The following is a 26,926-nucleotide window of genomic DNA, read 5'->3' as shown; positions in this document are numbered from 1 at the left end:
GGAGACACACCATGCTCGCACCCACCAAGGCCAAAGCCAGCTTCAGCTGGGAAGACCCGTTCCAGCTCGACCAGCAGCTGACCGACGACGAACGCCAGGTGCGCGAAGCCGCCCACGCCTACTGCCAGGAGCGCCTGGCCCCGCGCGTGACCGAGGCCTTCCGCAAGGAAATCACCGACCCGGCCATCTTCCGCGAGATGGGCGAGCTGGGCCTGCTGGGCGTGACCATCCCCGAGGCCTACGGCGGCGCCGGCCTCAACTATGTCTGCTACGGCCTGGTGGCGCGCGAGGTGGAGCGGGTCGACTCCGGCTACCGATCCATGATGAGCGTGCAGAGCTCGCTGGTGATGGTGCCCATCTTCGAATTCGGCACCGAAGCGCAGAAGCAGAAGTACCTGCCCAAGCTGGCGCGCGGTGAATGGATCGGCTGCTTCGGCCTGACCGAACCCAACCACGGCTCCGACCCGGCCGGCATGACCACCCGCGCCCGCAAGGTGGACGGCGGCTACAGCCTCAGCGGCAGCAAGATGTGGATCAGCAACAGCCCGATCGCCGACGTGTTCGTGGTCTGGGCCAAGGACGACGAAGGCGCCATCCGCGGCTTCATCCTGGAGAAGGGCTTCAAGGGCCTCTCGGCCCCGGCCATCCATTCCAAGGTGGGCCTGCGCGCCTCCATCACGGGCGAGATCGTGATGGACAACGTGTTCTGCCCCGAAGAGAACGCCTTCCCCGAAGTGCGTGGCCTGAAGGGCCCGTTCACCTGCCTCAACAGCGCGCGCTACGGCATCGCCTGGGGCGCCCTGGGTGCGGCCGAAGACTGCTACTTCCGCGCCCGCCAGTACGTGATGGACCGCCAGCAGTTCGGCCGCCCGCTGGCCGCCAACCAGCTGATCCAGAAGAAGCTGGCCGACATGCTCACCGAGATCAGTCTGGGCCTGCAGGGCTGCCTGCGCCTGGGCCGCCTCAAGGACGAAGGCCAGGCCCCGGTGGAACTGACCTCCATCCTCAAGCGCAACAGCTGCGGCAAGGCGCTCGACATCGCCCGCCTGGCGCGCGACATGATGGGTGGCAACGGCATCAGCGACGAATTCGGCGTGGCCCGCCATCTGGTCAACCTGGAAGTGGTGAACACCTACGAAGGCACCCACGACATCCACGCCCTGATCCTGGGCCGCGCCATCACCGGCATTCAGGCGTTTTCCTGAAGCGGCCGACGCACCGGCCCGGGCGGCTTCACCCGGGCTTTACCGTTGCGACAGGCTGGCGACACGCCGGCGTCCGACCGATGGGCTATAGTTGCTGACCCACCGGTCATTAGACGCATGGCAGTCCCCACCCCGCCCCACCCTCCCACGGACGACGCACCGCCGGTCCGGCAGCGCCGTACCCGGCGCAAGGAGGCACGGCCGGGCGAGCTGCTGGAAGCGGCGCTCTCCCTGTTCGTGGAAAAGGGCTTTGCCGCCACCCGGGTGGAAGAGGTGGCCGCCCGCGCCGGCGTGTCCAAGGGCACGCTGTTCCTGTACTTCCCCAGCAAGGAAGAACTCTTCAAGGCCGTGGTGCGCGAGACGATCGCGGGCCGCTTTGCCGAATGGAACGAAGAGTTCGAGCGCTTCGAAGGCGACAGCGTCGAGCTGGTGCGCTACTGCATGCACAGCTGGTGGGAGCGGGTCGGCCAGACGCAGGCCTCGGGCATCACCAAGCTGGTGATGAGCGAAGCCGGCATGTTCCCGGAGATTGCGGCCTTCTACCAGCAGGAAGTGATCCGCCCGGGGCACGACCTGATCCGGCGCATCCTGCAGCGCGGCATCGACCGGGGCGAATTCCGGACCCTGCCTCTGGATTACGCGGTCTATTCATTGATCGCCCCCATGATCTTCCTGCTGATGTGGAAACACTCCATGTCGGCCTGCACCCCCAGCTCGGCGCCCATCGAACCGCTGAGCTTCATCGACGCCCAGGTGGACCTGCTGCTGCGCGGCATGCTGGTCCGCCCCCAGCCCCTGACACGCCCATGAAACGCCCCCTGTCCCGTTCGGCCAAGATCCAGCTCGGCCTGCTGGTGTTGCTGGTATTGGCCGTGGCCTGGGGTGTGGTGCGGGCGCTGGACCGCCGCGCCACCCAGGCCGCCAGCGCGGCCGCCGCGGCGCAGAGCCTGCAGACCGTGCCCACCTACCAGCTGGGCCCGCGCGACGTGATCGCGGTGCAGCAGGCCGATCTGGAAGTGACGGTGCCGGTGTCGGGCTCGCTGGAGGCGGTACAGACGGTGGCCATCAAGGCCCGCGTGGCCGGCGAGGTGCAGGGCCTGCGCCTGCGCGAAGGCGACCCGGTGAAAGCTGGCGACGAAGTGGCCCGCATCGACAGCACCGAAGCCCAGGCGCGTGTGCGCCAGGCCGAGCAGCAGGCCGCGTCGGCCCAGGCCCAGGTGGCCATTGCCCGCCGCACCCAGGACAACAACCAGGCGCTGGTGAAGCAGGGCTTCATCTCGCCCACCGCACTGGACACCTCCACCGCCAACCTGGAAGCCGCCGAGGCCAACCACCGAGCCGCCCTGGCCGCCCTGGACATCGCCCGCAAGGGCCTGGCGGACACCCGCCTGCGCTCGCCGCTGACCGGCTTCGTGTCGGCCCGCCCGGTGCAGGACGGCGAGCGTGTGGGCATCGACGCACGGGTGCTGGAGGTGGTGGACCTGAGCGCCTTCGAGGTGGAGGCCACGGTGGCGCCGGGCGCTGCCGCGCCGCTGAAGACCGGTCAGACGGCACTGCTGCGCATCGAGGGCCTGGCCGAACCGGTGAAGGCCACGGTGGCGCGCATCAACCCCAGCGTGCAGGCCGGCAGCCGCAGCGTGCTGGTGTACCTGCGTGTGCCGGCCGTGCAGGGCATGCGCCAGGGCCTGTTTGCCCAGGGCCATGTGGTCACCGGGCGCACGCTGGTGAATGCCGTGCCGCAGAGCGCGGTGCGCAACGACAGGCCGCAGCCCTACATCCAGATCATCCGCGACGGTCAGGTGGTGCACCAGCCGCTGCCCGAGAGCGCGACCGGCCTGCTGGACCGCGAGCCGATGCGCGCCACGCCGGATCTGGCCGCCGGCACGCCGGTGCTCTCGGTCACCGCCGGCCTGATCCGCGACGGCACCCCGGTCCGCCTGCCGCAACCCTGATCCACCGCACGGAACAGCCCCATGTGGTTCACCCAGGTCTCGTTGCGCAATCCGGTGCTGGCCACCATGGTCATGCTGGCCTTCGTGGTGCTCGGCGCGTTTTCCTTCCAGCGGCTGCAGGTCGACCAGTTCCCCAACATCGACTTTCCGGTCGTGGTGGTCACCACCGCCTACCCCGGCGCCTCGCCCGAGATCGTGGAGTCCGAGGTCACCAAGAAGGTGGAGGAATCGGTCAACGCGATTGCCGGCGTCAACACCCTGACCTCGCGCAGCACCGAGGGCCTGTCGGTGGTGATCATCGAGTTCCAGCTCACGGTGGACGGCCGCAAGGCCGCCGAGGACGTGCGCGAGAAGATCGCCATCCTGCGCCCGGTGTTCCGCGACGAGGTGGAAGAGCCGCGCGTGCTGCGCTTCGACCCGGCCAGCCGTTCCATCTGGTCGGTGGCGGTCATCCCGGAGGCGGTCAATGGCCGTGCGCCCAGCGCGGTGGAACTCACCACCTGGTCGGAACAGGTGCTCAAGAAGCGGCTGGAGAACGTGCGCGGCGTGGGCTCGGTCACCCTGGTGGGCGCCACCCGGCGGGCCATCAACATCGACCTGAACCCCTCGGCCATGGAGGCCCTGGGCGTGACCACCGAACAGGTCAACGCCGCCGTGCGCAGCGAGAACCAGGACCTGCCGGTGGGCACGCTCAAGACCGACCAGCGCGAGCAGGTGGCCCAGGTGCTGTCGCGGCTGAAGAACCCGGCCGACTTCGAGCAGATCATCGTGGCCCGCCGCAACGGCCAGCCGGTGCGGCTGGGCCAGGTGGCGCGCATCACCGACGGCGTGCAGGAAGTGGAAAGCCTGGCGCTCTACAACGGCCAGCGCACCCTGCTGCTGCAGGTGCAGAAGGCGCAGGACGAGAACACGATTGCGGTGGTGGACGGCCTCAAGGGCGCCATCGAGGCGCTCAAGGCCGAGGTGCCACCGGGCGTGCGGCTGGAGCCCATTGCCGACGGCTCGCGGCCGATCCGGGTGTCGGTGCAGAACGTGCGGCAGACGCTGATCGAAGGCGCCATCCTCACCGTGCTCATCGTCTTCCTGTTCCTCAATTCGTGGCGGTCCACCGTCATCACCGGACTGACGCTGCCCATTGCCCTGATCGGCACCTTCTTCTTCATGAACCTGTTCGGGTTCACCATCAACATGATCACGCTGATGGCGCTCACGCTGTCGGTGGGTCTGCTGATCGACGATGCCATCGTGGTGCGCGAGAACATCGTGCGCCATGTGCAGATGGGCAAGACACCCTTCACAGCGGCCATGGACGGCACGCAGGAGATCGGCCTGGCGGTGCTGGCCACCACGCTGTCCATCGTGGCGGTGTTCCTGCCCATCGGCTTCATGGGCGGCATCATCGGCAAGTTCTTCCACGAGTTCGGCATCACCATGGTCGCGGCCGTGCTGATCTCGATGTTCGTGAGCTTCACGCTCGACCCCATGCTGTCCTCGGTGTGGCACGACCCTGCCGTGGAACACCACGGCAGCACACCCGGCGGGCGGCGCACCCTGTACGACCGCACCCTGGGCCGCATCACCGCCTGGTTCGACCGCTTCCAGGACGAGCTGGCCGAGACCTACCAGTCCGCGCTGCGCTGGTCGCTGGGCCACAAGGCCGCCACCATGGCGCTGGCCGTGGCCACGCTGGTGGCCAGCCTGTTCGTGATGCCGCTGCTGGGCACCGAGTTCGTGCCCAAGGCGGACTTCTCGGAAACCTCGGTCAGCTTCCACACGCCGGTGGGCTCGTCGCTGCAGGCCACCGAGGTCAAGACGCGCGAGGTCGAGGCCATCCTGCGCGAGTTCCCCGAGGTGAAGTACACGCTGTCCACCATCAACACCGGCAGCTCGCTGGGTTCCATGTACGCCAGCATCTATGTGCGGCTGGTCGACCGCAAGGACCGCAGCCGCAGCGTGGACGCCATGTCGGCCGTGCTGCGCGAACGCCTGCGCAGCGTGCCGGGCATCACCGTCACGCACGTGGGCCTGCTGGATGCCGTGGGTGGCAACAAGCAGATCGAGTTCTCGCTGCAGGGCGACGACCTGGACGAGCTGGAGCGGCTCACCAAGACCGTGATGGAGCGCATCCGCCCCATCGTCGGCCTGGTGGACCTGGACGCCAGCGTCAAGCCCGACAAGCCCACGGTGGACGTGGTGCTCAAGCGCGACGTGGCCTCCGACCTGGGCCTCAACACCCAGGCGGTCGCGGCCAGCCTGCGCACCTGGGTGGCCGGCACCACGGTGGGCAACTGGCGCGCCCAGAACGGCGAGAGCTACGACGTGAACGTGCGGCTGGCGCCCGAGAACCGGCAGCGCACCGACGACCTGCGCCAGCTGCCTTTCGTGGTGGGCACCGCCAGCGACGGCAGCAGCCGCGTGGTGCCGCTGGGCCAGGTGGCCGAACTGGTGGAAGCCACCGGCCCGAACCAGATCAACCGCCGCAACCTCAACCGCGAGGTCTCGATCAATGCCAACGTGTATGGCCGTTCGGCCGGCGAGGTGACGGCCGAGATCCAGAAGGTGCTCGATGGCCTGGCCCTGCCGCCAGGCTACCGCACCGAGTTCGGCGGCTCCACCAAGAACATGCGGGAGTCTTTCGGCTACGCCGTATCGGCCCTGGCGCTGGCCATCATCTTCATCTACATGATCCTGGCCAGCCAGTTCCACAGCTTCCTGCAGCCGCTGGCCCTCATGACCTCGCTGCCGCTCACGCTGATCGGCGTGGTGCTGGCGCTGCTGATGTTCGGCTCGACCGTGAGCATGTTCTCGGTCATCGGCATCGTGCTGCTCATGGGCCTGGTGACCAAGAACGCCATCCTGCTGGTGGACTTCGCCATCCGCGCCCGCGAAGGCCTGGACGGCCAGCCCCCGATGCCGCGCGAGGACGCCCTGCTGCTGGCCGCCAAGGTGCGGCTGCGCCCCATCCTCATGACCACCCTGGCCATGGTGTTCGGCATGGTGCCGCTGGCCTTCGCACTGACCGAAGGGTCGGAGCAGCGCGCGCCCATGGGCCAGGCCGTGATCGGCGGCGTCATCACCTCCTCGGTGCTCACCCTGGTGGTGGTGCCGGTGGCCTATTGCTACCTCGACGACCTGGCGCGCTGGCTGCGCCGGCTCTGGACACCCCCCCGATAAAATCGTGGGTTCCCCGCTCAACATCGCCACAGGAGTACTTCGATGACGTCCCCCGCAGGACTGGGTCTCAGCCCGGAACAGGCCCGCTTCAACATGATCGAGCAGCAGATCCGCCCCTGGGAGGTGCTCGATGGCCGTGTGCTGGAGCTGCTGGCCCGCGTGCACCGCGAAGACTATGTGCCCGAGGCCCACAAGGCCCTGGCGTTCGCCGATCTGGAGCTGCCGCTGACCGCCCAGGGCACTGACGGCCCGTGCATGCTGGCGCCGAAGGTGCAGGCCCGCCTGGTGCAGGACCTGCAGCTCAAGCCCACCGACCGCGTGCTGGAGATCGGCACCGGCAGCGGCTACATGGCCGCGCTCATGGCCGGTCTGGCCCGGCAGGTGGTGGCTATCGAGATCGACCCTGCCCTGGCCGACATGGCCCGTGCCAACCTGGCCCGCCAGGGCCTCACCCAGGTCGAGGTGCGCCAGGCCGATGCCGCCGCCCAGGACTTCGCGGCCTGCCAGAGCGGCGCCCCGTTCGACGCCATCGTGCTGGGCGGCTCGGTGGCCGAAGTGCCGCCGGCCCTGCTGTCGCTGCTGGCCCCGGGGGGCCGCCTGGCCGCCATCGTCGGCCACGAGCCGGTGATGCGCGCGACCATCATCACCCGCACGGGCGACGCCGCCTTCCAGACCGCCCAGCCCTGGGACACCGTGGCCCCGCGCCTGCGGAACTTCCCGGCGCCCTCCCGCTTCCGTTTCTGAACCCGCCCACCATGCAGTCCATCACCCCGGCCCAGCTGCCCCAGTGGCTTGAACAGATCCGGCAGGAACGACCGGACGGCCCGCTGCCGCTGGTGCTGGACGTGCGCGAGCCCTGGGAGCTGCAGACGGCTTCCGTGCGGCCTGACGGCTTCGAGCTGCTGCACATGCCCATGCGCACCGTACCGGCGCGTCTGCAGGAGCTCGACCCCGAGCGCCCGGTGGCCTGCCTGTGCCACCACGGCATGCGCAGCGCCCAGGTGGTGCATTTCCTGAACAACCAGGGTTTTGCATCGGTGGTCAACATCCATGGCGGCATCGACCGCTGGTCCCAGGAACTGGATGCGGCCGTGCCCGTCTACTGAAGAGCCCGTCTGCCAAGGAACACCATGAACCCGCTGTCCGTCACCTCCCTGCCCGTGCGCACCGCGCTGCGCCATGTTGCCGCTGCTGCCGTGCTGGCGCTCGGCGCCACCCAGGTGCAGGCGCAGAGCCTGCTGGAGCTCTACCAGGCGGCACGCGATTTCGATGCCACCTACCTGGCCGCCCGCGCCCAGTTCGACGCCAGCCAGGCGCAGGCCGACCAGGCCCGGGCCGGTCTGCTGCCGCAGGTGGGGCTGGGGGCCGGCGCCAGCTGGAACAACCGCGACAGCAGCAACAACCTGCTGGACGGCTCCAGCAGCAGCCGCTCGGCCACGCTCTCGGCCAGCCAGCCGCTGTACCGGCCGGTGGCCAAGCTCACCGACGAGCAGGCCACGCTCACCCGCGACATCGCCCAGGCGCGGCTCACCCAGGCCGAACAGGACCTGGTGGTGCGCACCACCCAGGCCTACTTCGATGTACTGGCGGCGCAGGACACCCTGACCTTCGTGCAGGCCCAGAAGACCGCCGTGGCCGAGCAGCTGGCCGCTGCGCAGCGCAACTTCGAGGTGGGCACCGCCACCGTGACCGACGCGCGCGAAGCCCAGGCCCGCTTCGACCTGGTGGTGGCCCAGGAAATCGCCGCCGAGAACGACCTGCGGGTCAAGAAGCTGGCCCTGGACCAGCTGGTGGGCCGCACCAACACCGCTCCGCGCCCGCTGGTGCTGCCGGTCAGCCTGCCGCCGCTGTCCCCGGCCGATCCGCAGGCCTGGCTGAACATGGCCGGCGAACAGCACCCCAGCATCGTGCAGGCGCGCCGCAACCTGGAGATTGCGCAGCTGGAAACGAACAAGGCCGAGGCCGGCCACAAGCCCACGGTCGATCTGGTGGCGTCCTACGGCACCAGCCGGGCTCCGTCGTCGGTGCAGGGCATCCCGGGCAATGTGCGCACCAACACCGGCAGCGTGGGCGTGCAGTTCAACCTGCCGCTGTTCGCCGGCTTTGCGGTGCAGAACCGCATCAAGGAAACACTGGCGCTGGAAGAGAAGGCCCGCAACGATCTGGAAGGCGCACGGCGCAGCGTCGATCAGTCCGCCCGCAGTGCGTACTTCGGCGTGGTCTCGGGTCAGGGCCAGGTGAAGGCCCTGGAGGCCGCCGAAGCCTCCAGCCAGAGCGCCCTGGACGCCAACCGGCTGGGCTACCAGGTGGGCGTGCGCATCAACATCGACGTGCTCAATGCCCAGAGCCAGCTGTTCCAGACCAAGCGCGACCTGGCGCAGGCCCGCTACAACGTGCTGCTGGGCAACCTGCGGCTGCGCCAGGCCGCCGGCGTGCTGACGCCGGACGACCTGCGTCCGATCAATTCGCTGCTGGCGCAGTGACGCTTCCACCAGGGCATCCATGAACCCGTCGTCCACCGGCGCCGCCTGGCAGTGCGTGCTGATCTGCTGGGGCACCAAGTACCCGGTCTCCATCGTCAACCGCCTGGTGCGGGCGATTGCCGAGCACAGCCCGGGCGTGGCCCGCTTCACCCTGCTCACCGACCGCGAACGCGAGGGGCTGGACCCCCGAGTGACGGCCGTGGACATGCCGGCCTTCTTCCGTCAGCCCGCCCTCATGCGCGCGGGCTGCCAGGCCAAGCTGTGCATGTTCGAAGACGGCGTGCTGCCCACCGACCTGCCGGCCATCTATGTGGACCTGGACACCCTGGTGTTCGGTGACCTCGGTCAGGCCCTGTCGCTCATGGACACACCCCGGACCGTGGCCATGCTGCAGAGCGCGATCATTCCCTTCGGCCCCATCGGCCGCTTCATCCACCGCCGCACCGAAGGCCGCAAGTACGCGCGGGGCAATTCTTCGCTGGTGGTGTTCCATCCGGCGCAGTGCCACTACATCGCCCGGCGCTTCCGCGAACTGTTCGCGCAGCACCCCGATCTGGGCTACCGCCCCATGGCGGCCGACGAACGCTTCATCAGCTGGGCCGCCCAGCCGCACATGAAGGCGCTGAGCGGGCGCTTTGCGGTCAAGCTCACGCTGGAATACATGTCGCGCATCCGGCTGTGGCTGTGGATCAAGCCGCTGCTGCCCTGGATCCGCGCCCGCCGGCAGCAGCAGGTGGCCGTCACGCTCAACGGCATCGACATCAAGCCCGAGAACCTCATGAAGCTGCGCGACGGCGATGTGGTCACCGACAACAAGGGCCGCGCCCTGATCTGGTCGGGCTGGACGCTGGGACGCATGCGCCAGCGCATCCTGGATTTTTACGCCGGCGTGGTCTGAGACCGCCGGCGGGGCTCAGGCGCCGGGCGTGCGGGCACGCACCTCGGCCAGCACCGCCTCGCCGGGATGCGGCAGGTCCCCGGCGGCCACCGCCCGCAGGTACTGGCGGCGCATGCGCACCTGCAGCTCACCCGCGTTCTTCTTGAGGTAGGGCACGCCCATCCAGCGGATGGCGGCATAGCACAGGGTGGACACCGGATTGCGCCGGTCCACCGCCGCCTGCAGCTGCGCCAGGGCACGCTCGCGCCAGCCCGGCGATCCGCTGGGTTCGGCCAGCAAGGCATCGCCGCTGCGCTGCAAGGGCTCGTCGGTGTAGGCGGCGTAATCCAGCACCTTGCGCAATTCTTCATCCGGCAGCACGCGCAGGCAGGCCATCAGACGGTCCCTGGAATGGATGCCCTCGCTGGCCACGCCGGCGCCCATCAGCGTGCGCGAGAAGCCACGTTCGCCGCGCTTGACGGTGAGCACCTTGTTGCTGCTGCACACGTAGTCGGCCCAGTAGCGGCGGAACACCTCCGACTGCCACAGCGCGCGCTTGAAGTGGAAGAAGTAGGACAGGAAGATGCCCGCATGCTCGGCGTCATGACCCCCGGGGTCCACGAACCGGAAGGCACCGGTGAAGCCGGCCGGCGAAGCCTCCATGGCCGGCAGCAGCGCGTCCTGCGGCACCACCGGGTACCAGATGCTGTCGTTGAGCATGACCACCTGCTCCGGCTCGATGCCCCAGTGCTGCAGCAGCCGGATGCCGTCGCGGTAACCACCGAAGTCGTAGCCGAAGTTCCGACGTTGCACAAAGCGCCACACCCAGGGACCCAGTCGCCGGGCATCGGCTTCGGCCACCGCATGGTTGGCCACCAGCAGCACCGAATGCCCCAGCGCCGCCAGGTGCTCGCAGGTCTGCCGGCAGGATTCGCTCAGGCCCTTCGGCTGGAACACCAGAAAGATGGCCACCTTGCCGGTCAGCGGATGCTCGCCGTCCTGCACCCGGCAGTCGGCCGGGAAACGGGCGTCCAGCCGACGCTGACGGGCCGGGCCGATCAGCCGTTCCGGAATGGCCTGCAGCTGCTGCTGCAGCGACGCCCACTCCCGGCGAAGTTTCCACAGCGGAATCATGTGGTGTCAGCGTCGGAGGTCGGCGATGCACGGGGCGGCCACGCCGCCATCAGCAACGGCAGCACGGTGGCGAACAGATGGCGCTCGGTCGTCACCCAGAACGGCCCGTTGATGAAGCCGTCCACGAACAGCACCGCCAGGAAACCGGTCACCAGTGCCCGCTGAGCACCGTGGCTGCGCACCACCAGCGCCGCCAGACAAGCCAGCACCCACAGGTACATCAGCAGGCCCGGCAGACCGTGGTCGACCAGGAAGAACAGGTACTGGTTGTGCGGATGGATGCACGACACCGAGCACTGCGCACCGATGGAATAGATAGCGGTCGACAGCACCCGGTAGCCACCGGGACCGTGCCCGATCCAGGGGCTGTCCAGGAACATGCCCCAGGCATTGCGCCACATGTCCAGCCGGGCACCGATGGAGGTGGACACCACGCCGGCGCTGTCGTACTGCTGGGCCTCGGCGATTGCCTGGGTGACCCGGGCGATGATCTGCGGCGAACTGAAGGCCAGCACCACGGCACCGGCCACCAGCAGCAGCACCGAGGCCCAGCGCACCCGGGCCGACTCGATGGTCATGATCATCGCCATGCCCATGGCCATCACGGTGACCTGACCGGTACGACCGGCCAGCAGATGAGTGATGCTGAACACACCCAGCGCCACGATGACGACCCAGCCCCAGCGCAGGGCCGGTTGACGGGCCAGCACGGCCTGGTGCACGGCCCAGGCCACGAACACCGACATCGCCAGGCCCTGGGCGATGTAGTCGTTGAAGATGTGGTGCGACACACCGAAGCCGCGCTGATGGGAGTCGGCCCAGGGGATATGCACCCAGATGCTGGCGTAGGTGGACCCCAGCGTGATCAGGCAGCCGATGGCGAAGGCCCACCAGGCCCGCTGGCGCCATCGGGCCTGATCGAACACGGTCAGCAGGATCAGCATCAGGGGCAGCTTGCTGTACACGTAAAGGTGCGAGCCGATCACCTTGCGGTCGGCGTCCGACCAGGCGATGCCCAGCAACATCCACAGGCTGAGCAGCACGACCGGCAGGGTCAGCGGGCTGGCCCGCAGGGCGTCCCATTTGGATGGCCAGCGGCCGGAACAGAACCAGCCGATCAGCAGGAACAGGATGCTGATGTTGACCAGCGCGATCGAGGTCGGCACCCCGATCAGCAGGCCCACGGCCGACCACCGGGCCATGCCGTCGAAGAAACCGGTCGTGCGGTCCAGCCAGCCACGCGCCGGCATTGCCAGGGCGGCCTCACTCATCGGCAAACACCTTCTGCAACGGCCGCGCCCAGAAGCCCGGGTCCTGCAGCACCTGCACGAAGCGGGCAGCGGCGTCGCCGGCCCCGAAGGTGGTGTCGTGGGGGAAGCGGCGGCCCCAGGTGTCGGCCAGGAAGCGGTCGATCACATCCACATCGAAGGCCGAGCACGGTGTGATGGACGGGCCGCTGGCGCGCCGGTTCTGGCGCGTGCCCACGTCCAAGCTGGGAACGCCCAGGAAGGGCGCCTCGCGCACGCCGGCGCTGCTGTTGCCGATCATGGCACTGGCATGGCGCATGAGCTCGCTGAAGTAGGCGAAGCGCATGGACGGGATCAGGCGGAAGCGCTCGGGCGGCAGCCCGTTCAACACCCGGAAGATGTCTTCGGTGCCCGGGTCGTTGTTGGGCGCGATCACCACGAACTGCCGGCCACTGGCCTGCAGCCGGCCGAACAGCGACTGCGCCTGCGCACCGATGGTGCTCGCCTCGGACGTGACCGGGTGAAACACCGCGATGCCGTAGTCGTCGAACGGGATGGCGTAACGCTCCTTCACCTGCTGCAGCGTCACACCGCTGGGGCGGGCATGGGTGTCGAGTTCGGGCGAGCCGATGTTGAACACGTTGGCCGAGGCCTCGCCCAGGGCCAGCACCCGCTGACGGGCCGGCTCGGAGCTCACGAAGTGGGCGCTGCACAGCTTGGTGTTGCAGTGGCGGATCGACTCGTCGATGGTGCCGGACACCTCGCCTCCCTCGATATGGGCCGAGGGGATGTACTTCATGGCACAGACGATGGAGGCGGCCAGCGCCTCCACCCGGTCGCCGTGGATCACCACCAGATCGGGCCGGTGCTCGTGCACGAAATCGGAGAAGCCCAGCACGGTCTTGGACAGGATGAACTCCTGCGCATCGCCTTCGCGCTGGTTGTGGAATTCGTGGATCTCGGCCCCCGGAAAGCGCCGCACCTCCAGCCGCGTCTCGCCGTAGCGGCCCATCATGTGCATGCCGGTGACGAAGAAGCTGATGGCAAAGCCCGCCTGCTGCGCCGCCAGAGCGAGCGGTTCGAGCTTGCCGTAATCGGCCCGCGTGCCGGTGACGAAGAGCAGGCGTCGTGCCATGGCCATCAGTGGTTCACCATCGGTGCCACACCGTCCAGGTCGGACCAGCGCAGCTGCTGGTTGCGGCGCACCGAACGCGTGAGGCGAGCACCCACCAGGCGGTCGAAGTGCTGTACCGAGATCTCGCCCGAGCCGGGCCGGCGGGCCCAGATGTCCTTCTCGGTGATCACATGGCCCAGCGGCAGGTCGCGGTCGGCCACGATGGAGCCGCGGGCGAAGCGGTAGACGTCCTCTTCGGGCGCGGTGCGCACCTTGGGGTTCATGAGGGCGGTGTGCACCTCGCGCGAACGGTCGATGAGGAAGCGCAGCTCGGCCGGGTCCATGGAGCACGGAATGTCCGGGCCCTTGCGGTAACGGGTGTCGGTGAAGTGGCGTTCCAGGATGCAGGCGCCCAGCGCGACCGACGCAATGGCCATCTCGGGGCCGATGCTGTGGTCGGAGAAGCCGATGACCGCATTCGGGAAGGCCCGGCGCAGCTCGCCGATGCCCTGCAGGCTGACGATCTCGGGCGGCGACGGGTAGAGGTTGGTGCACTCCAGCAGCGCGTACTCGATGCCGGCCTCGTCCAGGGCCTGCACCGAAGGGCGCAGGCTGTCGATGGTCTGCATGCCGGTGCTCATGATCACCGGCTTGCCGAAGCTGGCGATGTGCCGGATCAGGGGCACATGGTTGCATTCGCCCGAACCGATCTTGAAGCCCGCCACACCGATCTCGGCCAGGAAGTCGGCGGCCGCGCGCGAGAACGGGGTGGAGATGTAGATCATGCCCAGCGACTCGGCGTAGCGCTTGAGCTCGATCTCGTCGTCCTTGCCCAGGGCGCATTCCTCCATCACATGCCAGATGGACTTGTCGGCATTGGGCGGGAAGATGGCCTTGGCCTCGTCGGTCATTTCGTCATCGACGAAGTGGGTCTGGTGCTTGACCATCTCGCAGCCGGCCTTGGCCGCGGCCAGCACCATGCCCTTGGCAACATCGAGGCTGCCGCCGTGGTTGATGCCGATCTCGGCGACCACCAGGGGCGGCTGGGTGGGAGAAATCTCGCGGTGTGCAATCTTCATGGGAGCTCCGGGTCGTGTGGGGCAAGCAGGCGTTCAGCCTGCTCGAAGTCGTGCAGGTTGTCGATGTCGTGGCTGCGCTCGGGCGGCATGGCGACCACGCCCACCGAATCGGCGGCCAGGCTGCCGGTAGCGATCAGGCGGGCGGCGTCGAACACATAGACCGCACCGTTGGGCCGGACCACTGGCGGCAGCGACTGGCGATTGGCAAAGCAGTGTTCGGGTGCCGACAGCGGCACGAAGCGCTGCCCGTCGAGCCGCCCCCACTTGAGCACGCCCCGGTCGGCCTCGGTCACGCTCATCACCAGACCGAAGTGGCCGCTGGCGTACAGCTCCAGCCCGGCGCGGATGTCGGCCGGTGTGCGCAGGGGCGAGGTGGCCTGCAGCAGCACCACCGTGCCCGTCACGCCGGCCTGCTGCAACGCATGCACCAGCACCGGTGCCATGGGCACGGTGTCGCCAGCCAGTTCGGAGGGGCGGGGCACGCAGGTCACCTGCGGCGGCAGCGCGGCAGCCAGCACGTCGGGCAGATCGGTGGTGATGACCACGCGGGCGGCGCCGGCGGCCAGGGCCTGGTCCAGCGCATGGCGGTACAGGGGGCGCCCGGCCAGCGGACGCAGGTTCTTGCCCGGCAGGCCCTTGGAGCCGGCGCGCAAGGGAATGACGGCGGTCCAGGCCGGCGTGTCGAGGGGCATGTGAAAGGGTTCGGTGCAGGGTGCGGCGCGCCAGTGGCGTCGCAGGGCCTAACTATACTGAACGGCCTGTGCCGGGCGCTCTGTCGGGCGGTCCGTGTGCCGCCCGCCCTGCCCTCCTCCCCGCTCCCCACCGGTCCCTGTGCCCATGACCTTCGCCCCGCCGTTGTCCGACCGCCCGCTGCCGTTTCGCTGGCAGACCCGGGTGCTGTTGTGGCTCTACGGGCTGGCCTGGCACCTGATGTTGCCGGTGTTCCTGCTGTTCCTGTGGCGCCGGGGTCGCAAGGAGCCGCTGTACCGGCAGCACTGGGGCGAGCGCTTCGGCCGTGTCGTCACGGCCCTGCAGCGGCCGGTGTGGGTGCACTCGGCGTCCATGGGCGAGCTGCGTGGTGCCGCCCCCTTGATCCGCGCCCTGCTGGCCCAGGGCTACCCGGTGCTGGTGTCCACCCTCACGCCGGCCGGACGCACCGCCGCGCACACCTTGTTTGCCGACGACATGGCCGCCGGCCGGCTGCAGGTGTGCTTCGTGCCGCTGGAGCTGGGCTGGGCGGTGCGGCGCTTTGTGGCCCACACCCGGCCACGGGCCGCGCTGATGACCGAGATCGACACCTGGCCGGTGCTGCTGAGCAGCATCCGGCGCTGCGGCGTGCCGCTGGGCATGGCCAATGCCCAGTACCCGCGCAAGAGCATCGAGCGCGATCAGCGCGTGGCCTGGGGATTCCGGGCCGACATCTTCCGTGCCTACCAGCTGGTGATGTGCAAGTCCGAGACCCACGCCCGGCGCTTCCGGGCCGTGGGCTGTGAACGGGTCGAGGTGGTGGGCGAGACGCGCTTCGACCTGCCGCCGTCACCCGCCCACCTGGCGGCCGGCGAGACCCTGCTGCAGCCCTGGAACCTGGCCACCGGCGTGGCCGGCGGCCGCCCGGTGCTGTGCTTTGCCAGTGCCATCGTCGGCGAGGACGAGCCCTTCATCGACGCCATCCACCGGGTGCGGCAGGGCGTGGCCGATGCCGGGCTGCCACCGCTGCTGGTGGTGTATGTGCCGCGCAGCCCGCAGCGCTTCGACACCGTGGCCGATCTGCTGACGGGCGCCGGCCTGCGGGTCAGCCGCCGCAGCCGCGACCTGGATCCGCAGCTCAAGCCCCTGCACCACGCACCGGCCATGGATGGCATCGACGTGCTGCTGGGCGACTCGCTGGGCGAGATGTACTTCTACCTGGCGCTGTCGCAGGTGGTGGTGGTGGGCGCATCCTTCGTGCCCATGGGTGCCCACAACGTGATCGAGCCGCTGGCCCTGCGCAAGCCGGTGATGGTGGGCCCCAGCATCTGGGGCATCGAATACCCGGGCGTGGAGGCGCTGGAGGCCGGCGTGCTGCAGCAGCACACGGACATCCCCAGTCTGGCCCGCGCCCTCACCGAGCTGCTGACCTCGCCGCAGCGGCAGGCCCAGGCCACCGCCGGCGCCGAGGCCTTCTACGCCGAACACGGCGGATCGACCCGCCGCCACATGGCCGTGCTGCAACCCTGGCTGGAGGCCTGCGCGTGACCCTGGCCCTGCGTGCCTACGTGGCGCTGTCGCACCTGCTGACCCCGGTCTGGCACCTGGGCCTGAAGCAGCGGCTGCGGCGTGGCAAGGAAACGCCGCGCAGCGTGCACCAGAAGCTGGGCCATGAATACGCCGACCGGCCCGCCGGCCCGCTGGTGTGGGGGCATGCGGTGGGTGTGGGCGAGGCCATGGCGCTGGCCGGACTGTTCGCCCGCATGGCGCAGGCACGTCCCGATGTGCATTTCCTGATCACCACCACCGCCCGCACCTCGGGCGATGCACTGCGGCGCACCGGCCTGCCGCCCGGCGTGCAGCACCAGTTCGCACCGGCCGACACGCCCGGCGCCGTGGGGCGCTTCCTGAACCACTGGCGGCCCGATGTGGCGGTGTGGTGCGAGATGGACCTGTGGCCCACCCTGATCGACGCCACTGCGGCACGCGGCATTCCGCGGGTGCTGGTGAATGCGCGGCTGAGCGAGGCCTCCATGGCCAGGCGCCGCTGGGGCCGCTGGATCTACCGGGCGCTGCTGCCCGGCTTCGACCGGGTGTTCGCGCAGAACGACACCAGCGCCGCCCACCTGGTGGCCTTGGGTGCCGAGCCCGACCGGGTGGTGGTGAGCGGCACCATCAAGTCGCTCACGCCGCCGCTGGCCTGCGATGCCGACGACCTGTCGGCCTGGCTGGCCGCCTTGCGCACGCGGCCGGTGTGGCTGCTGGCCTCCAGCCATCCCGGTGAAGAGACCCTGGCGCTGCAGGCCCACGCGCGGCTGCGCGAACGGCATCCCGATGCCCTGCTCATCATCGCGCCGCGCGCACCCGCCCGCGGCGCCGAGGTGGCGGCGCTGTGCCAGCCGGCCGCACCTTTGCGCAGCGCCGGTGTGCACCTGCCCGATGACGGCGCGGTGTACGTGGCCGACACCATCGGCGAGATGGGCCTGTGGTACCGGCTGGCCCCGGTGGCGCTGGTGGGCGGCTCCTTCGCCCCGGTGGGGGGCCACAACCCGCACGAGCCGCTGGCCCTGGGCTGCCGTGTGCTGCACGGGCCGCAGGTGTGGAACTTTGCCGAGAGCTATCAGCAGCTCGACGCCGCCGGCCTGAGCATGCCGGTGGCCGATGCCGACGCCGTGGCATCGGCGGTGGAGGCCGCCTGGGCCGGTGCCGCGCTGCCCCACGCACGCCCGCCCGAAGACACGCGGGCTGCCGCCGTGCTGCAGCACCTGCTGGGGCTGCTGCCCGGCTGAAGCAGCTCAGTGGGCCGCAGCGCCCACCACCGCGTCCGGCTTGGCCTGGCGCAGCAAGGCCAGCATGTGGGCTTCGATGCGGTGCAGCGCCTCCACCGTCTGGCCTTCAAAGCGCAGCACCAGCACCGGCGTGGTGTTGGAGGCGCGGATCAGGCCGAAGCCGTCGGGCCAGTCGATGCGCACGCCGTCGATGGTCGAGAGCTTCGCCGGGGCATCCACCTGCACCTGCTCGACCAGCCGCGCCACCACGGCATGCGGCTCGCCCTCGGCACAGGTCACGTTGAGTTCGGGCGTGCTGTGGCTGGTGGGCAGGGCTTCGAGCGTGGCGCTGGCATCGGTGCTGCGGCTCAGGATCTCCAGCAGGCGGGCGCCGGCGTAGCTGCCGTCGTCGAAACCGAACCAGCGCTCCTGGAAGAAGATGTGGCCGCTCATCTCGCCCCCCAGCGGGCTGCCCAGTTCCTTCATGCGGGCCTTGATCAGCGAATGCCCGGTCTTGTAGATGTGGGGCACGCCACCGGCGGCCTCGATGGCCGGACCCAGGCGCTGCGAGCATTTCACGTCGAACACGATGTCGCCGCCCGGCACACGCGACAGCACGTCCTGCGCAAACAGGATCATCTGGCGGTCGGGGTAGATGTTCTGACCCGAGCGGGTGACGATGCCCAGCCGGTCGCCATCACCGTCGAAGGCCAGGCCCAGTTCGGCATCGGTCGCGGCCAGGGTGCGGATCAGGTCCTGCAGGTTCTCGGGCTTGCTGGGGTCGGGGTGGTGGTTCGGGAATTCGCCATCCACCTCGCTGAACAGCTCGATCACCTCGCAGCCCAGCGCGCGGAACAGCGCCGGGGCCGACGCACCGGCCACGCCGTTGCCGCAGTCCACCACGATCTTCATGGGGCGGGACAGCTTCACGTCACCGACGATGCGGTCGCGGTAGGCACCGGCCACGTTCACATGGCGCACCCGGCCGCCATCGGCGTCCACCGCAGCGTCCTGTTCGATGAGGCGGCGCAGGGCCTGGATGTCTTCACCGAAGATGGCGCGGCCGGCCAGCACCATCTTGAAGCCGTTGTAGTCCTTGGGGTTGTGGCTGCCGGTCACCTGGATGCCGCTGCGGCACAGGGTGCTGGCCGCGAAGTACAGCATGGGCGTGGTGACCATGCCGACATCGATCACATCGATGCCGGCGCGCACCAGGCCGCGGATGAGGGCCGCCGACAGGGCCGGGCCGGACAGACGCCCATCACGCCCCACGGCCACCGTGGTCTCGCCTTGCTGCCGCGCCACCGTGCCGAAGGCACGGCCCAGGGCCTCGGCCACCGCCTCGTCCAGCGTGGCGGGCACCACGCCGCGAATGTCGTAGGCCTTGAAGATGGACGCGGCAACCTGCATGCAATGCTCCCTGATGGACAAACCCGGAATTGTAGGAAGCCGTCCCCGGGCAGCCTGTGAAGCAGGGGTAAACGCAGGTCCGGAAACGGCGACCCGCCGGCGCCTTCCGGGCCTAACATGCCGCCATGTCCGCATCCACTGCCTCTGCCGCCACCGCTGTGCCCGACCCGGCCGAACCGGCGGGTGCGGACGAGGCCCGCTACCGCGCCCTGTGTTCACGCGACCGCCGCTTCGACGGCCGCTTCTTCACCGGTGTGACCAGCACCGGCATCTACTGCCGCCCGGTCTGCGCCGTGCGGACCCCGCGCCGCGAGCATTGCCGCTTCTTCGACCACGCCGCCCAGGCCGAGCAGGCGGGCTTTCGCCCCTGCCTGCGCTGCCGGCCCGAACTCGCGCCGGGCGAGCGCTGGTGGAGCACGGTGGACGCCGGTGACATCCTGTTGCAGCACGCGCTGCGCTGGCTGGACGATCCACCCCCGGCCGACGACGACCGGGCGCTGCTGGCCCGACTGGCCGGCCACCTGGGCGTGAGCGACCGGCACCTGCGGCGCGTGTTCGCGGCCCGGCTGGGCGTGTCGCCCGGGCAGGTGCTGCAGACCCGGCGTCTGCTGCAGGCCAAGCAGCTGCTGACCGACACCGACCTGCCCGTGGCCGAGGTGGCGCTGGCCGCCGGCTTTGGCAGCCAGCGCCGCTTTCACGCGGCCCTGCAACAGCACTACGGTCTGCCGCCGCTGCAGATCCGCGCCAGCCGGCCACCGGGCCGTCAGGCCGGGCAGGTCTGGCTGACCTGGCGCCCGCCGCTGGACCTGCCGGCCCTGCTGGGTTTTCTGGCCGACCGCGCCTTGCCCGGCGTGGAGGTGGTCGACACCGCCGCGCTGAGGTACGCACGCAGCTTGCGTGTGCCGGGGCCCGGTGGCACTCGGGCGGGCTGGTGCACGCTTCAGTTCGATCCGGCCCGGCAGCGCGTGGCGCTGCAGGTGAGCGACGGGCTTCTCGGTGCCCTGCCGGCGGTGATGGCGCGGCTGCGCGCCCTGTTCGATCTGGACGCCGACCCGCTGGCCATCGGCGCCGTGCTGGACACACCGTTCGCCCACAGCCAGGGCCTTCGGGTGCCGGGCACGGTGGACGGGTTCGAGCTGGCGGTGCGCGCCATCCTGGGCCAGCAGATCACCGTGGCAGCGGCCCGCACCCTGGCGGGTCGGCTGGTGCAGGCCTTTGGCGATGTGTTGCCGGACGGGGCAGCGCCCGCGGGCCTGTGCCAGCTCTTCCCGCTGCCCGAACAGTTGCTGGCGCCGGATGCCGCCGACCGCCTGGGTGCGCTGGGGGTGGTGCGACAACGCCAGCGGGCCATCATGGCCCTGGCCCAGGCGGTGCACCAGGGCGGCCTGGACCTGTCGCCCCGGGCCGACGTGCCGGCCACGCTGGTCGCCCTGCAGGCGCTGCCCGGCATCGGCCCCTGGACCGCGCACTACATTGCCATGCGTGCGCTGCGCTGGCCCGACGCCTGGCCGCCCGGCGATGTGGTGCTGCTCGAAGCATTGGCGCCCCGGGCCCTGGGTCTGACACCCCGCGAGCGCCAGCAACACGCCGACACCCAGGCCGCTGCCTGGCAACCCTGGCGCAGCTACGCCGTCATCCGCCTGTGGGCGGGCCATCCACCCCAGCCATCCGCACCATGACCTCACACCTCTCCTGCCCGCCGGTGGCCTGCACCGACGTCTCCACCCCGCTCGGCCCTCTGCTGCTGGTCGCCACCGAACACGGCCTGGCGGGTGCCTGGTTCCACGAGGGCCAGCGCGACACCCCGGCCGCCGACGTGGTGGCACGCTGGCCACGCGACCCGCACCACCCGCTGCTGCAGCGCACCGCGGGGGTGCTGGACCGTTACTTCGCGGGACAGGCCGGGGCCTTTGACCTGCCGCTCGATCTGAGCGCCGGCACCGACTTCCAGCAGGCGGTGTGGCAGGCGCTGTGCCTCATCGAGCCCGGCCGCACCGTGAGCTACGGCGAGGTGGCACGGGCCATCGGCCGACCGTCTGCGGTGCGGGCCGTGGGCGCGGCGGTGGGTGCCAATCCGATCAGCATCATCGTGCCCTGCCACCGCGTGATGGGGGCCAACGGCTCACTGACCGGTTATTCTGGCGGGCTGCACCGCAAGGTGGCCCTGCTGGCGCTCGAATCCGGCGAACCCCGGCTGCTCTGAACGCCCGCACCCCACCCTACCCCATGCCCCCCGTCCTGATCCTTGAGTTCGTTGCCCTGGCCGCCCTGTGGGGCTCGTCCTTTTTGTTCATGCGCCTGGGCGCCACCGATTTCGGCATCGTGGCCACCGCGGGTCTGCGCGTCGGGCTGGCGGCGCTGTTCATGCTGCCGGCGTTCCTGGTGCCGGGGGTGTGGACCGACTTCCGCCGCCGCATGGGCCCCATCCTGTTCGTGGGGCTGCTCAATTCCGGCATCCCCTTCATGCTGTTCGCGTTTGCGGTGCTGCACATCCCCACCGGCCTGACCTCCATCCTGAATGCCACGGTGCCGCTCACCGGTGCGGTGGTGGCCTGGGTGTGGCTGAAGGAGCGTCCGGGTGCCTCGCGCATGCTGGGGCTGGCCATTGGCTTCGCCGGTGTGTGCCTGCTGGTCATCGGCAAGTCGGGGCTGAGCGGCCTGGCCGCATCTTCCAGCCCGCTGGCCTTGCTGGCCATGGGCGCCTGCCTGCTGGCCACGGTGTGCTACGGGCTGGCCGCCAGCTTCACCAAGAAGCACCTGGGCGGCCTGCACCCGCTGGCCACCGCCAGCGGCAGCCAGATCGGCGCAGCCCTGGCGCTGACCCTCCCCACCATGGTGTTCTGGCCCAGCCAGCCCGCCGGAGCCACCGCCTGGTGGGCGGTGATCGCGGTGGCTCTGCTGTGCACGGCGATTGCCTACGTCATCTTCTTCCGCATCATCGAAAAGGCCGGCCCCAGCAAGGCGCTCACCGTCACCTTCCTGGTGCCGGTGTTCGCCATGAGCTACGGCGCCGTGTTTCTGGATGAACGCATCACCGCCTGGATGGTGGGCTGCGGGCTGGTGATCGTGTGCGGCACCGCGCTGTCCACCGGGCTGGTGCGGGTGGGATGGCTGGAACGGCGGGCGGCTTGAAGGACCGCGGCGTTCAGGAGCGCCCCAACGAAAACGGGCTGCATGATCGCTCATGCAGCCCGTTGTGTGTCTGGCGGAGTGGACGGGGCTCGAACCCGCGACCCCCGGCGTGACAGGCCGGTATTCTAACCAACTGAACTACCACTCCTGGCAGTTGGCGTTCGTTCTTGCGAACCAAGTGCCACCACTTGTGCCTACGTGCCTTGCGGCATGTTTGGCGACCCTACGGGGATTCGAACCCCGGTACTCACCGTGAAAGGGTGATGTCCTAGGCCTCTAGACGATAGGGTCATAACCTGGACTGGAATCTCGCATTGTAGCAGTGTTCAAGGGCGTTTCCTGGACCCTGCCGCACTGCGCGACTCCGAATTGTTGGTGGAGGTAAGCGGGATCGAACCGCTGACCTCTTGCATGCCATGCAAGCGCTCTCCCAGCTGAGCTATACCCCCACAGGGTTTGCTTTCAACCCACTTGGCTCGGCTCACAGCAGCTTTTGATGTCTGCTTGTTTGCGTTGCGTCGTGTGCATCAGCAAGCCTCAAATTATAGACCACTTTTCAGCCGTTCTGCAAACGGGTGATCACAACTTTTTTGTCGTGCAGTGCCAGCACCGCATCCAGCGACGGCGTCTGGGCCGTGCCCATGACCAGCACCCGCACCGGCATGGCCAGTTGCGGCATCTTCAGGCCGTGCTCGGCCAGCACCGACTTGATGGCGGCGCCGATGGCCACCTTGTCCCAGGCACAGGCTTCGAGCTGCTGGACGAGCGACTGCAGTGCGGGCCGCACCGCGTCGGTCACATGCTGGGCCTGCTCGGCTGCATCGGGCACCACATCGGCGTAGAAGGCACGGGCCCACTGGGCCAGCGCCACGGTGGTGTCGCAGCGGTCCTTGAACAGGCCGCAGATGGCGGGCAGTCGGTCGTCGGCCTGCAGGCCCATACGCTCGAGCTGCTGCGCCACCAGCGGTGCCAGGGCCGCGTCGTCCATGGCCTTGAGGTGTTGCGCGTTCACCCAGCGCAGCTTGGCCTCGTCGAACTGCGCCGCGCTGCGGCCCAGATGATCGAGGTCGAACCACTGCAGGAACTGCTGGCGGCTGAAGATCTCGTCGTCGCCATGGCTCCAGCCCAGGCGGGCCAGGTAGTTGACCATGGCGTCGGGCAGATAGCCTTCGTCGCGGTACTGCGTCACGGCCTTGGCGCCGTTGCGCTTGCTCATCTTCTCGCCCTGCTCGTTCAGCACGGTGGGCAGGTGGGCATACACCGGCGGCTCGTGGCCGAGCGCGCGGAAGATGTGGATCTGGCGCGGCGTGTTGTTGACGTGGTCGTCGCCACGGATGACATGGGTGATGCCCATGTCGATGTCGTCCACCACCACGCAGAAGTTGTAGGTGGGCGTGCCGTCCGGGCGGGCGATGACCAGATCGTCGAGCTCGGCGTTGCCGATCTCGATGCGGCCCTTCACCTTGTCGTCCCACACCACGCTGCCACCCACCGGGGTGCGGAAGCGCAGCACCGGCTGCACACCCTCGGGCACTGGCGGCAGGGTCTTGCCCGGCTCGGGGCGCCAGGTGCCGTCGTAGCGCGGCTTCTCCTTGGCGGCCATCTGGCGTTCGCGCAGGGCGTCCAGCTCGGCCACGCTCATGTAGCAGGGATACACATGGCCGGCGGCCTTGAGCTGTTCCAGCACGGCCTTGTAGCGGTCCATGCGCTGCATCTGGAAGAACGGGCCTTCGTCGTGGTCCAGCCCCAGCCACTTCATGCCTTCGATGATCACGTCCACCGCGGCCTGCGAGGAACGCTCCAGGTCGGTGTCCTCGATGCGCAGGATGAAGTCGCCCTGCGTTGACCGGGCAAAGGCCCACGGGTACAGGGCCGAGCGTATGTTGCCCAGGTGGATGAAGCCGGTGGGCGACGGTGCAAAACGGGTGCGTACTTTCACGGGGTTCACAGGGTGTCCAGACCGCGCGAGAGGTCTGCTTTGAGATCGTCAAGGTGTTCCAGGCCCACGGCCACGCGCACCAGGTTCTGCCGGATGCCGGCGGCCTGGCGCTGGTCTTCGGTCAGGCGACCGTGCGAGGTGGTGCCGGGGTGGGTGATGATGGTCTTCACGTCGCCCAGGTTGGCGGTGACCGACATCAGCTGCGTGGTGTCGATGACATGGAAGGCGCGGCGGCGTGCCTCGGTGGCGTCGGGCGCCTTCACGTCGAAGGACAGCACCGCGCCGCCCATGCCCGACTGCTGGGCCATGGCCAGCTCGTGCTGCGGATGGCTCTTGAGGCCGGGGTAATACACCCGCTCCACCTTGGGGTGGGCCTCCAGCCACTGCGCCAGTTCCAGCGCGCGGCGCGACTGCGCTTCCATGCGGATGCCAAGCGTCTCCATGCCCTTGAGCACCACCCAGGCATTGAAGGGCGAGAGGCTGATGCCGGCGCTGCGCATGACCGGGATGAAGGTCTTGCGGACCAGCGCTTCGCTGGCGCACAGCGCGCCAGCCACCACACGGCCCTGGCCATCGAGGTACTTGGTGCCGGAATGGATGACGATGTCGGCACCCAGCCTGGCCGGCTGCTGCAGCGCGGGCGAGCAGAAGCAGTTGTCCACCGCCAGCAGGGCACCGGCGTTGTGGGCGATGTCGGCCAGTGCGCGGATGTCGCACACATCGGTCAGCGGGTTGGTGGGCGTCTCGGCAAAGAACAGCTTCGTGGTGGGGCGCACCGCCGCTTTCCATTCGGCCACGTCGGTCTGCGAGACGAAGGTGGTCTCCACGCCGAAGCGGGCGAATTCGGTGCCCAGCAGCTTGATGGTGGATCCGAACACCGAGCGCGAGCACACCACATGGTCACCGGCCTTGAGCAGCCCCATGCACAGCAGCAGGATGGCGCCCATGCCGCTGGCCGTGCCCACACAGGCCTCCATGCCTTCGAGTGCCGCCAGCCGCTGCTCCATGCTGGCCACGGTGGGGTTGGAAAAACGCGAGTAGATGTAGCCGTCTTCCTCGCCGGCAAAGCGGCGGGCCGCGGTCTCGCTGTCGGGCTGGGTGAAGCTGCTGGTGAGGAACAGGGCCTCGGCGTTCTCGCCGTACTGGGTCTTGTCGACCGCCGCACGCACCGCCAGCGTGTCGCGGTGCAGACCTTCGGGCAGGGGCTTGCTCATCAGGCCACCTGAGCGTTGGGCAGGGCCAGACGCGAGGTGTCTTCGGTGCCCTCTTCGGTCTGGTCGCGGCCCTGGTTGAGGCGGGCGATGTCCTCGGCGGTGATGTCGCCGGTGACGTACTCGCCGTCGAAGCAGGAGGCATCGAAACCGCCCAGCTTCGGGTTGAGCTGGCCCACGGCCTGCTTCATGCCGTCCACATCCTGGTAGATGAGCGCATCGCAGCCGATGATCTGGCGCACCTCGTCGACCGTGCGGCCATGGGCCACCAGCTCGTCGGGCGTGGGCATGTCGATGCCGTACACGTTGGGGAACCGCACCGGCGGCGCGGCACTGGCCAGGTACACCTTGCGGGCGCCGGCATCGCGGGCCATCTGCACGATCTCGCGGCTGGTGGTGCCGCGCACGATGGAATCGTCCACCAGCAGCACGTTGCGGCCCTTGAACTCGCTGCCGATCACATTGAGCTTCTGGCGCACCGACTTCTTGCGCACCGCCTGGCCCGGCATGATGAAGGTGCGGCCCACATAGCGGTTCTTCACGAAGCCCTCGCGGTAGGGCAGGCCCAGCAGCTGGGCCAGCTCCATGGCGCTGGGACGCGACGACTCGGGGATGGGAATGACCACGTCGATGTCGTTCGGCGGCACGGTGGAGATGACGCGCTTGGCCAGCGTGGCGCCCAGGTTCAGGCGGGCCTGGTAGACCGAGATGCCGTTGATGACCGAGTCCGGGCGGGCCAGGTACACGTATTCAAAGATGCAGGGCTTGAGGGCCGGCGCCGCCGCACACTGCTCGGCCTGCACGTTGCCCTGCAGGTCCACGAACACCGCTTCGCCCGGCGCCACGTCGCGCTCCAGCTCGAAACCGGTGCCTTCCAGCGTGACCGACTCGCTGGCCAGCATCACGCTGCCGCCCTGGCGGCCCAGGCACAGCGGCCGGATGCCGTAGGGGTCGCGGAAGGCCAGCAGGCCATGGCCGGCGATCAGCGCCACCACCGCATACGAGCCGCGCACCCGCTGGTGCACGCCGCGCACCGCGGCAAACACGTCGGCCGGCTTGAGGGTGAGGCCGCGGGTGACCTTCTCCAGCTCGTGCGCCAGCACGTTGAGCAGCACTTCGGAGTCGCTCTCGGTGTTGATGTGGCGGTGGTCGGTCTGGAACAGCTCCTGCTTGAGCGCATGGGCGTTGGTCAGGTTGCCGTTGTGCACCAGCACCAGGCCGAACGGCGCATTCACGTAGAAGGGCTGGGCCTCTTCCTCGCTGAAGGCATTGCCGGCGGTGGGGTAGCGCACCTGGCCCAGGCCGCAGTTGCCCGGCAGCGAGCGCATGTTGCGGGTGCGGAAGACGTCGCGCACCATGCCCTTGGCCTTGTGCATGAAGAACTTGCGCCCCTGCTGCGTGACGATGCCGGCCGCGTCCTGGCCACGGTGCTGCAGGAGCAGCAGCGCGTCATAGATGAGCTGATTGACCGGGTCCTGGCTGACCACACCCACGATTCCACACATGACGGATCC

Annotated in this window: 22 protein-coding genes and 3 tRNA genes; 13 read left to right on the top strand and 12 right to left on the bottom strand. The window is 69.2% G+C overall.

Features of this window, described 5'->3' with window-relative positions; genetic code table 11:
• The first annotated feature begins 11 nt into the window (after window positions 1–11).
• From WD026_RS00665 to WD026_RS00630, 8 genes are all read left to right on the top strand, one after another.
• Entirely contained in the window at window positions 12–1,205 is a 1,194-nt protein-coding gene (locus WD026_RS00665; RefSeq protein ID WP_425721725.1) for an acyl-CoA dehydrogenase, read from the top strand.
• A 117-nt stretch (window positions 1,206–1,322) separates the two neighbouring features.
• Complete coding sequence (locus tag WD026_RS00660; RefSeq protein WP_425721723.1) at window positions 1,323–2,015, top strand: TetR/AcrR family transcriptional regulator; 693 nt, start codon at window positions 1,323–1,325, stop codon at window positions 2,013–2,015.
• Window positions 2,012–3,157 carry an efflux RND transporter periplasmic adaptor subunit gene (locus tag WD026_RS00655; RefSeq protein ID WP_425721721.1) on the top strand — a complete coding sequence of 382 codons (1,146 nt, stop codon included), beginning with the start codon at window positions 2,012–2,014 and terminating at the stop codon, window positions 3,155–3,157. The genes WD026_RS00660 and WD026_RS00655 overlap by 4 nt, the downstream gene beginning before the upstream one ends.
• Window positions 3,158–3,178: 21 nt before the next feature.
• On the top strand, window positions 3,179–6,331 hold the full coding sequence (locus WD026_RS00650; RefSeq protein WP_425721719.1) for an efflux RND transporter permease subunit: 3,153 nt from the start codon (window positions 3,179–3,181) through the stop codon (window positions 6,329–6,331).
• Window positions 6,332–6,373: 42 nt separating this feature from the next.
• Window positions 6,374–7,075: a protein-L-isoaspartate O-methyltransferase family protein gene (locus tag WD026_RS00645; protein WP_425721717.1), complete on the top strand. Its 702-nt coding sequence runs from the start codon at window positions 6,374–6,376 to the stop codon at window positions 7,073–7,075.
• Between the two features lie 11 nt (window positions 7,076–7,086).
• On the top strand, window positions 7,087–7,437 hold the full coding sequence (locus tag WD026_RS00640; RefSeq protein ID WP_425721715.1) for a rhodanese-like domain-containing protein: 351 nt from the start codon (window positions 7,087–7,089) through the stop codon (window positions 7,435–7,437).
• 24 nt (window positions 7,438–7,461) lie between these two features.
• Complete coding sequence (locus WD026_RS00635; RefSeq protein WP_425721713.1) at window positions 7,462–8,814, top strand: TolC family outer membrane protein; 1,353 nt, start codon at window positions 7,462–7,464, stop codon at window positions 8,812–8,814.
• A 19-nt stretch (window positions 8,815–8,833) separates the two neighbouring features.
• Window positions 8,834–9,712: a hypothetical protein gene (locus WD026_RS00630; RefSeq protein WP_425721711.1), complete on the top strand. Its 879-nt coding sequence runs from the start codon at window positions 8,834–8,836 to the stop codon at window positions 9,710–9,712.
• 15 nt (window positions 9,713–9,727) lie between these two features.
• On the opposite strand, the gene WD026_RS00625 is transcribed toward WD026_RS00630, so the two are convergent.
• Genes WD026_RS00625 through WD026_RS00605 form a run of 5 tightly spaced genes read right to left on the bottom strand, consistent with a single transcriptional unit; the run spans window position 9,728 to window position 14,957 of the window.
• Window positions 9,728–10,825, bottom strand: coding sequence for a rhamnan synthesis F family protein (locus tag WD026_RS00625; protein WP_425721709.1), 1,098 nt, complete (start codon window positions 10,823–10,825; stop codon window positions 9,728–9,730).
• Complete coding sequence (locus WD026_RS00620) at window positions 10,822–12,096, bottom strand: O-antigen ligase family protein (RefSeq protein WP_425721707.1); 1,275 nt, start codon at window positions 12,094–12,096, stop codon at window positions 10,822–10,824. Before WD026_RS00620 ends, WD026_RS00625 begins: the two co-directional genes overlap by 4 nt.
• Window positions 12,089–13,207, bottom strand: coding sequence for a UDP-N-acetylglucosamine 2-epimerase (gene neuC / locus WD026_RS00615; protein WP_425721705.1), 1,119 nt, complete (start codon window positions 13,205–13,207; stop codon window positions 12,089–12,091). Before neuC ends, WD026_RS00620 begins: the two co-directional genes overlap by 8 nt.
• Before the next feature lie 5 nt (window positions 13,208–13,212).
• Window positions 13,213–14,265: an N-acetylneuraminate synthase family protein gene (locus WD026_RS00610; protein ID WP_425721703.1), complete on the bottom strand. Its 1,053-nt coding sequence runs from the start codon at window positions 14,263–14,265 to the stop codon at window positions 13,213–13,215.
• On the bottom strand, window positions 14,262–14,957 hold the full coding sequence (locus WD026_RS00605) for a cytidylyltransferase domain-containing protein (protein WP_425721701.1): 696 nt from the start codon (window positions 14,955–14,957) through the stop codon (window positions 14,262–14,264). Before WD026_RS00605 ends, WD026_RS00610 begins: the two co-directional genes overlap by 4 nt.
• Before the next feature lie 145 nt (window positions 14,958–15,102).
• On the opposite strand from WD026_RS00605, the gene WD026_RS00600 reads away from it, so the two are divergent.
• Window positions 15,103–16,500 carry a 3-deoxy-D-manno-octulosonic acid transferase gene (locus WD026_RS00600; RefSeq protein WP_425721699.1) on the top strand — a complete coding sequence of 466 codons (1,398 nt, stop codon included), beginning with the start codon at window positions 15,103–15,105 and terminating at the stop codon, window positions 16,498–16,500.
• Window positions 16,497–17,741 carry a 3-deoxy-D-manno-octulosonic acid transferase gene (locus tag WD026_RS00595; protein WP_425721697.1) on the top strand — a complete coding sequence of 415 codons (1,245 nt, stop codon included), beginning with the start codon at window positions 16,497–16,499 and terminating at the stop codon, window positions 17,739–17,741. The genes WD026_RS00600 and WD026_RS00595 overlap by 4 nt, the downstream gene beginning before the upstream one ends.
• A 6-nt stretch (window positions 17,742–17,747) precedes the next feature.
• Here WD026_RS00595 and WD026_RS00590 read toward each other — a convergent pair whose 3' ends face one another.
• Window positions 17,748–19,130, bottom strand: coding sequence for a phosphomannomutase/phosphoglucomutase (locus tag WD026_RS00590; protein WP_425721695.1), 1,383 nt, complete (start codon window positions 19,128–19,130; stop codon window positions 17,748–17,750).
• Between the two features lie 125 nt (window positions 19,131–19,255).
• Between WD026_RS00590 and WD026_RS00585 the strand changes: the two genes are divergently transcribed.
• The 3 genes from WD026_RS00585 to WD026_RS00575 are packed head-to-tail and all read left to right on the top strand — an operon-like array spanning window position 19,256 to window position 22,262.
• A complete protein-coding gene (locus WD026_RS00585) occupies window positions 19,256–20,809 on the top strand; it encodes an Ada metal-binding domain-containing protein (protein ID WP_425721693.1) in 1,554 nt (517 codons plus the stop codon).
• Entirely contained in the window at window positions 20,806–21,333 is a 528-nt protein-coding gene (locus WD026_RS00580) for a methylated-DNA--[protein]-cysteine S-methyltransferase (protein WP_425721691.1), read from the top strand. Before WD026_RS00585 ends, WD026_RS00580 begins: the two co-directional genes overlap by 4 nt.
• 23 nt (window positions 21,334–21,356) lie before the next feature.
• Window positions 21,357–22,262: a DMT family transporter gene (locus WD026_RS00575; RefSeq protein ID WP_425721689.1), complete on the top strand. Its 906-nt coding sequence runs from the start codon at window positions 21,357–21,359 to the stop codon at window positions 22,260–22,262.
• Window positions 22,263–22,333: 71 nt separating this feature from the next.
• On the opposite strand, the gene WD026_RS00570 is transcribed toward WD026_RS00575, so the two are convergent.
• The 6 genes from WD026_RS00570 to purF all read right to left on the bottom strand — a co-directional run bounded on the left by WD026_RS00570 (window position 22,334) and on the right by purF (window position 26,917).
• Window positions 22,334–22,410, bottom strand: a tRNA-Asp gene (locus WD026_RS00570).
• A gap of 67 nt (window positions 22,411–22,477) precedes the next feature.
• A tRNA-Glu gene (locus WD026_RS00565) sits at window positions 22,478–22,553 on the bottom strand.
• 82 nt (window positions 22,554–22,635) lie between these two features.
• Window positions 22,636–22,711, bottom strand: a tRNA-Ala gene (locus tag WD026_RS00560).
• Between the two features lie 107 nt (window positions 22,712–22,818).
• On the bottom strand, window positions 22,819–24,201 hold the full coding sequence (gene gltX / locus WD026_RS00555) for a glutamate--tRNA ligase (RefSeq protein WP_425721687.1): 1,383 nt from the start codon (window positions 24,199–24,201) through the stop codon (window positions 22,819–22,821).
• Window positions 24,202–24,206: 5 nt separating this feature from the next.
• Entirely contained in the window at window positions 24,207–25,415 is a 1,209-nt protein-coding gene (locus WD026_RS00550) for an O-succinylhomoserine sulfhydrylase (RefSeq protein WP_425721685.1), read from the bottom strand.
• A complete protein-coding gene (gene purF / locus WD026_RS00545) occupies window positions 25,415–26,917 on the bottom strand; it encodes an amidophosphoribosyltransferase (RefSeq protein ID WP_425721683.1) in 1,503 nt (500 codons plus the stop codon). Before purF ends, WD026_RS00550 begins: the two co-directional genes overlap by 1 nt.
• Between the last annotated feature and the right edge of the window lie 9 nt (window positions 26,918–26,926).

Source organism: Hydrogenophaga sp. R2, assembly GCF_049843595.1.
Lineage (GTDB): Bacteria > Pseudomonadota > Gammaproteobacteria > Burkholderiales > Burkholderiaceae_C > Hydrogenophaga.
This window is presented reverse-complemented; position numbering and strand designations above follow the sequence as displayed.

Bases quoted from the DNA above. Each gene is read 5' to 3' on its own strand.
- WD026_RS00605 (WP_425721701.1), bottom strand. From the start codon at position 14,957: ATGCCCCTCGACACGCCGGCCTGGACCGCCGTCATTCCCTTGCGCGCC.
- WD026_RS00600 (WP_425721699.1), top strand. From the start codon at position 15,103: ATGACCTTCGCCCCGCCGTTGTCCGACCGCCCGCTGCCGTTTCGCTGG.
- WD026_RS00610 (WP_425721703.1), bottom strand. From the start codon at position 14,265: ATGAAGATTGCACACCGCGAGATTTCTCCCACCCAGCCGCCCCTGGTG.
- WD026_RS00665 (WP_425721725.1), top strand. From the start codon at position 12: ATGCTCGCACCCACCAAGGCCAAAGCCAGCTTCAGCTGGGAAGACCCG.
- WD026_RS00550 (WP_425721685.1), bottom strand. From the start codon at position 25,415: ATGAGCAAGCCCCTGCCCGAAGGTCTGCACCGCGACACGCTGGCGGTG.
- WD026_RS00655 (WP_425721721.1), top strand. From the start codon at position 2,012: ATGAAACGCCCCCTGTCCCGTTCGGCCAAGATCCAGCTCGGCCTGCTG.
- neuC (WP_425721705.1), bottom strand. From the start codon at position 13,207: ATGGCACGACGCCTGCTCTTCGTCACCGGCACGCGGGCCGATTACGGC.
- purF (WP_425721683.1), bottom strand. From the start codon at position 26,917: ATGTGTGGAATCGTGGGTGTGGTCAGCCAGGACCCGGTCAATCAGCTC.
- WD026_RS00590 (WP_425721695.1), bottom strand. From the start codon at position 19,130: ATGCAGGTTGCCGCGTCCATCTTCAAGGCCTACGACATTCGCGGCGTG.
- WD026_RS00620 (WP_425721707.1), bottom strand. From the start codon at position 12,096: ATGAGTGAGGCCGCCCTGGCAATGCCGGCGCGTGGCTGGCTGGACCGC.
- WD026_RS00640 (WP_425721715.1), top strand. From the start codon at position 7,087: ATGCAGTCCATCACCCCGGCCCAGCTGCCCCAGTGGCTTGAACAGATC.
- WD026_RS00660 (WP_425721723.1), top strand. From the start codon at position 1,323: ATGGCAGTCCCCACCCCGCCCCACCCTCCCACGGACGACGCACCGCCG.
- WD026_RS00635 (WP_425721713.1), top strand. From the start codon at position 7,462: ATGAACCCGCTGTCCGTCACCTCCCTGCCCGTGCGCACCGCGCTGCGC.
- WD026_RS00585 (WP_425721693.1), top strand. From the start codon at position 19,256: ATGTCCGCATCCACTGCCTCTGCCGCCACCGCTGTGCCCGACCCGGCC.
- WD026_RS00625 (WP_425721709.1), bottom strand. From the start codon at position 10,825: ATGATTCCGCTGTGGAAACTTCGCCGGGAGTGGGCGTCGCTGCAGCAG.
- WD026_RS00580 (WP_425721691.1), top strand. From the start codon at position 20,806: ATGACCTCACACCTCTCCTGCCCGCCGGTGGCCTGCACCGACGTCTCC.
- WD026_RS00650 (WP_425721719.1), top strand. From the start codon at position 3,179: ATGTGGTTCACCCAGGTCTCGTTGCGCAATCCGGTGCTGGCCACCATG.
- WD026_RS00645 (WP_425721717.1), top strand. From the start codon at position 6,374: ATGACGTCCCCCGCAGGACTGGGTCTCAGCCCGGAACAGGCCCGCTTC.
- WD026_RS00575 (WP_425721689.1), top strand. From the start codon at position 21,357: ATGCCCCCCGTCCTGATCCTTGAGTTCGTTGCCCTGGCCGCCCTGTGG.
- WD026_RS00630 (WP_425721711.1), top strand. From the start codon at position 8,834: ATGAACCCGTCGTCCACCGGCGCCGCCTGGCAGTGCGTGCTGATCTGC.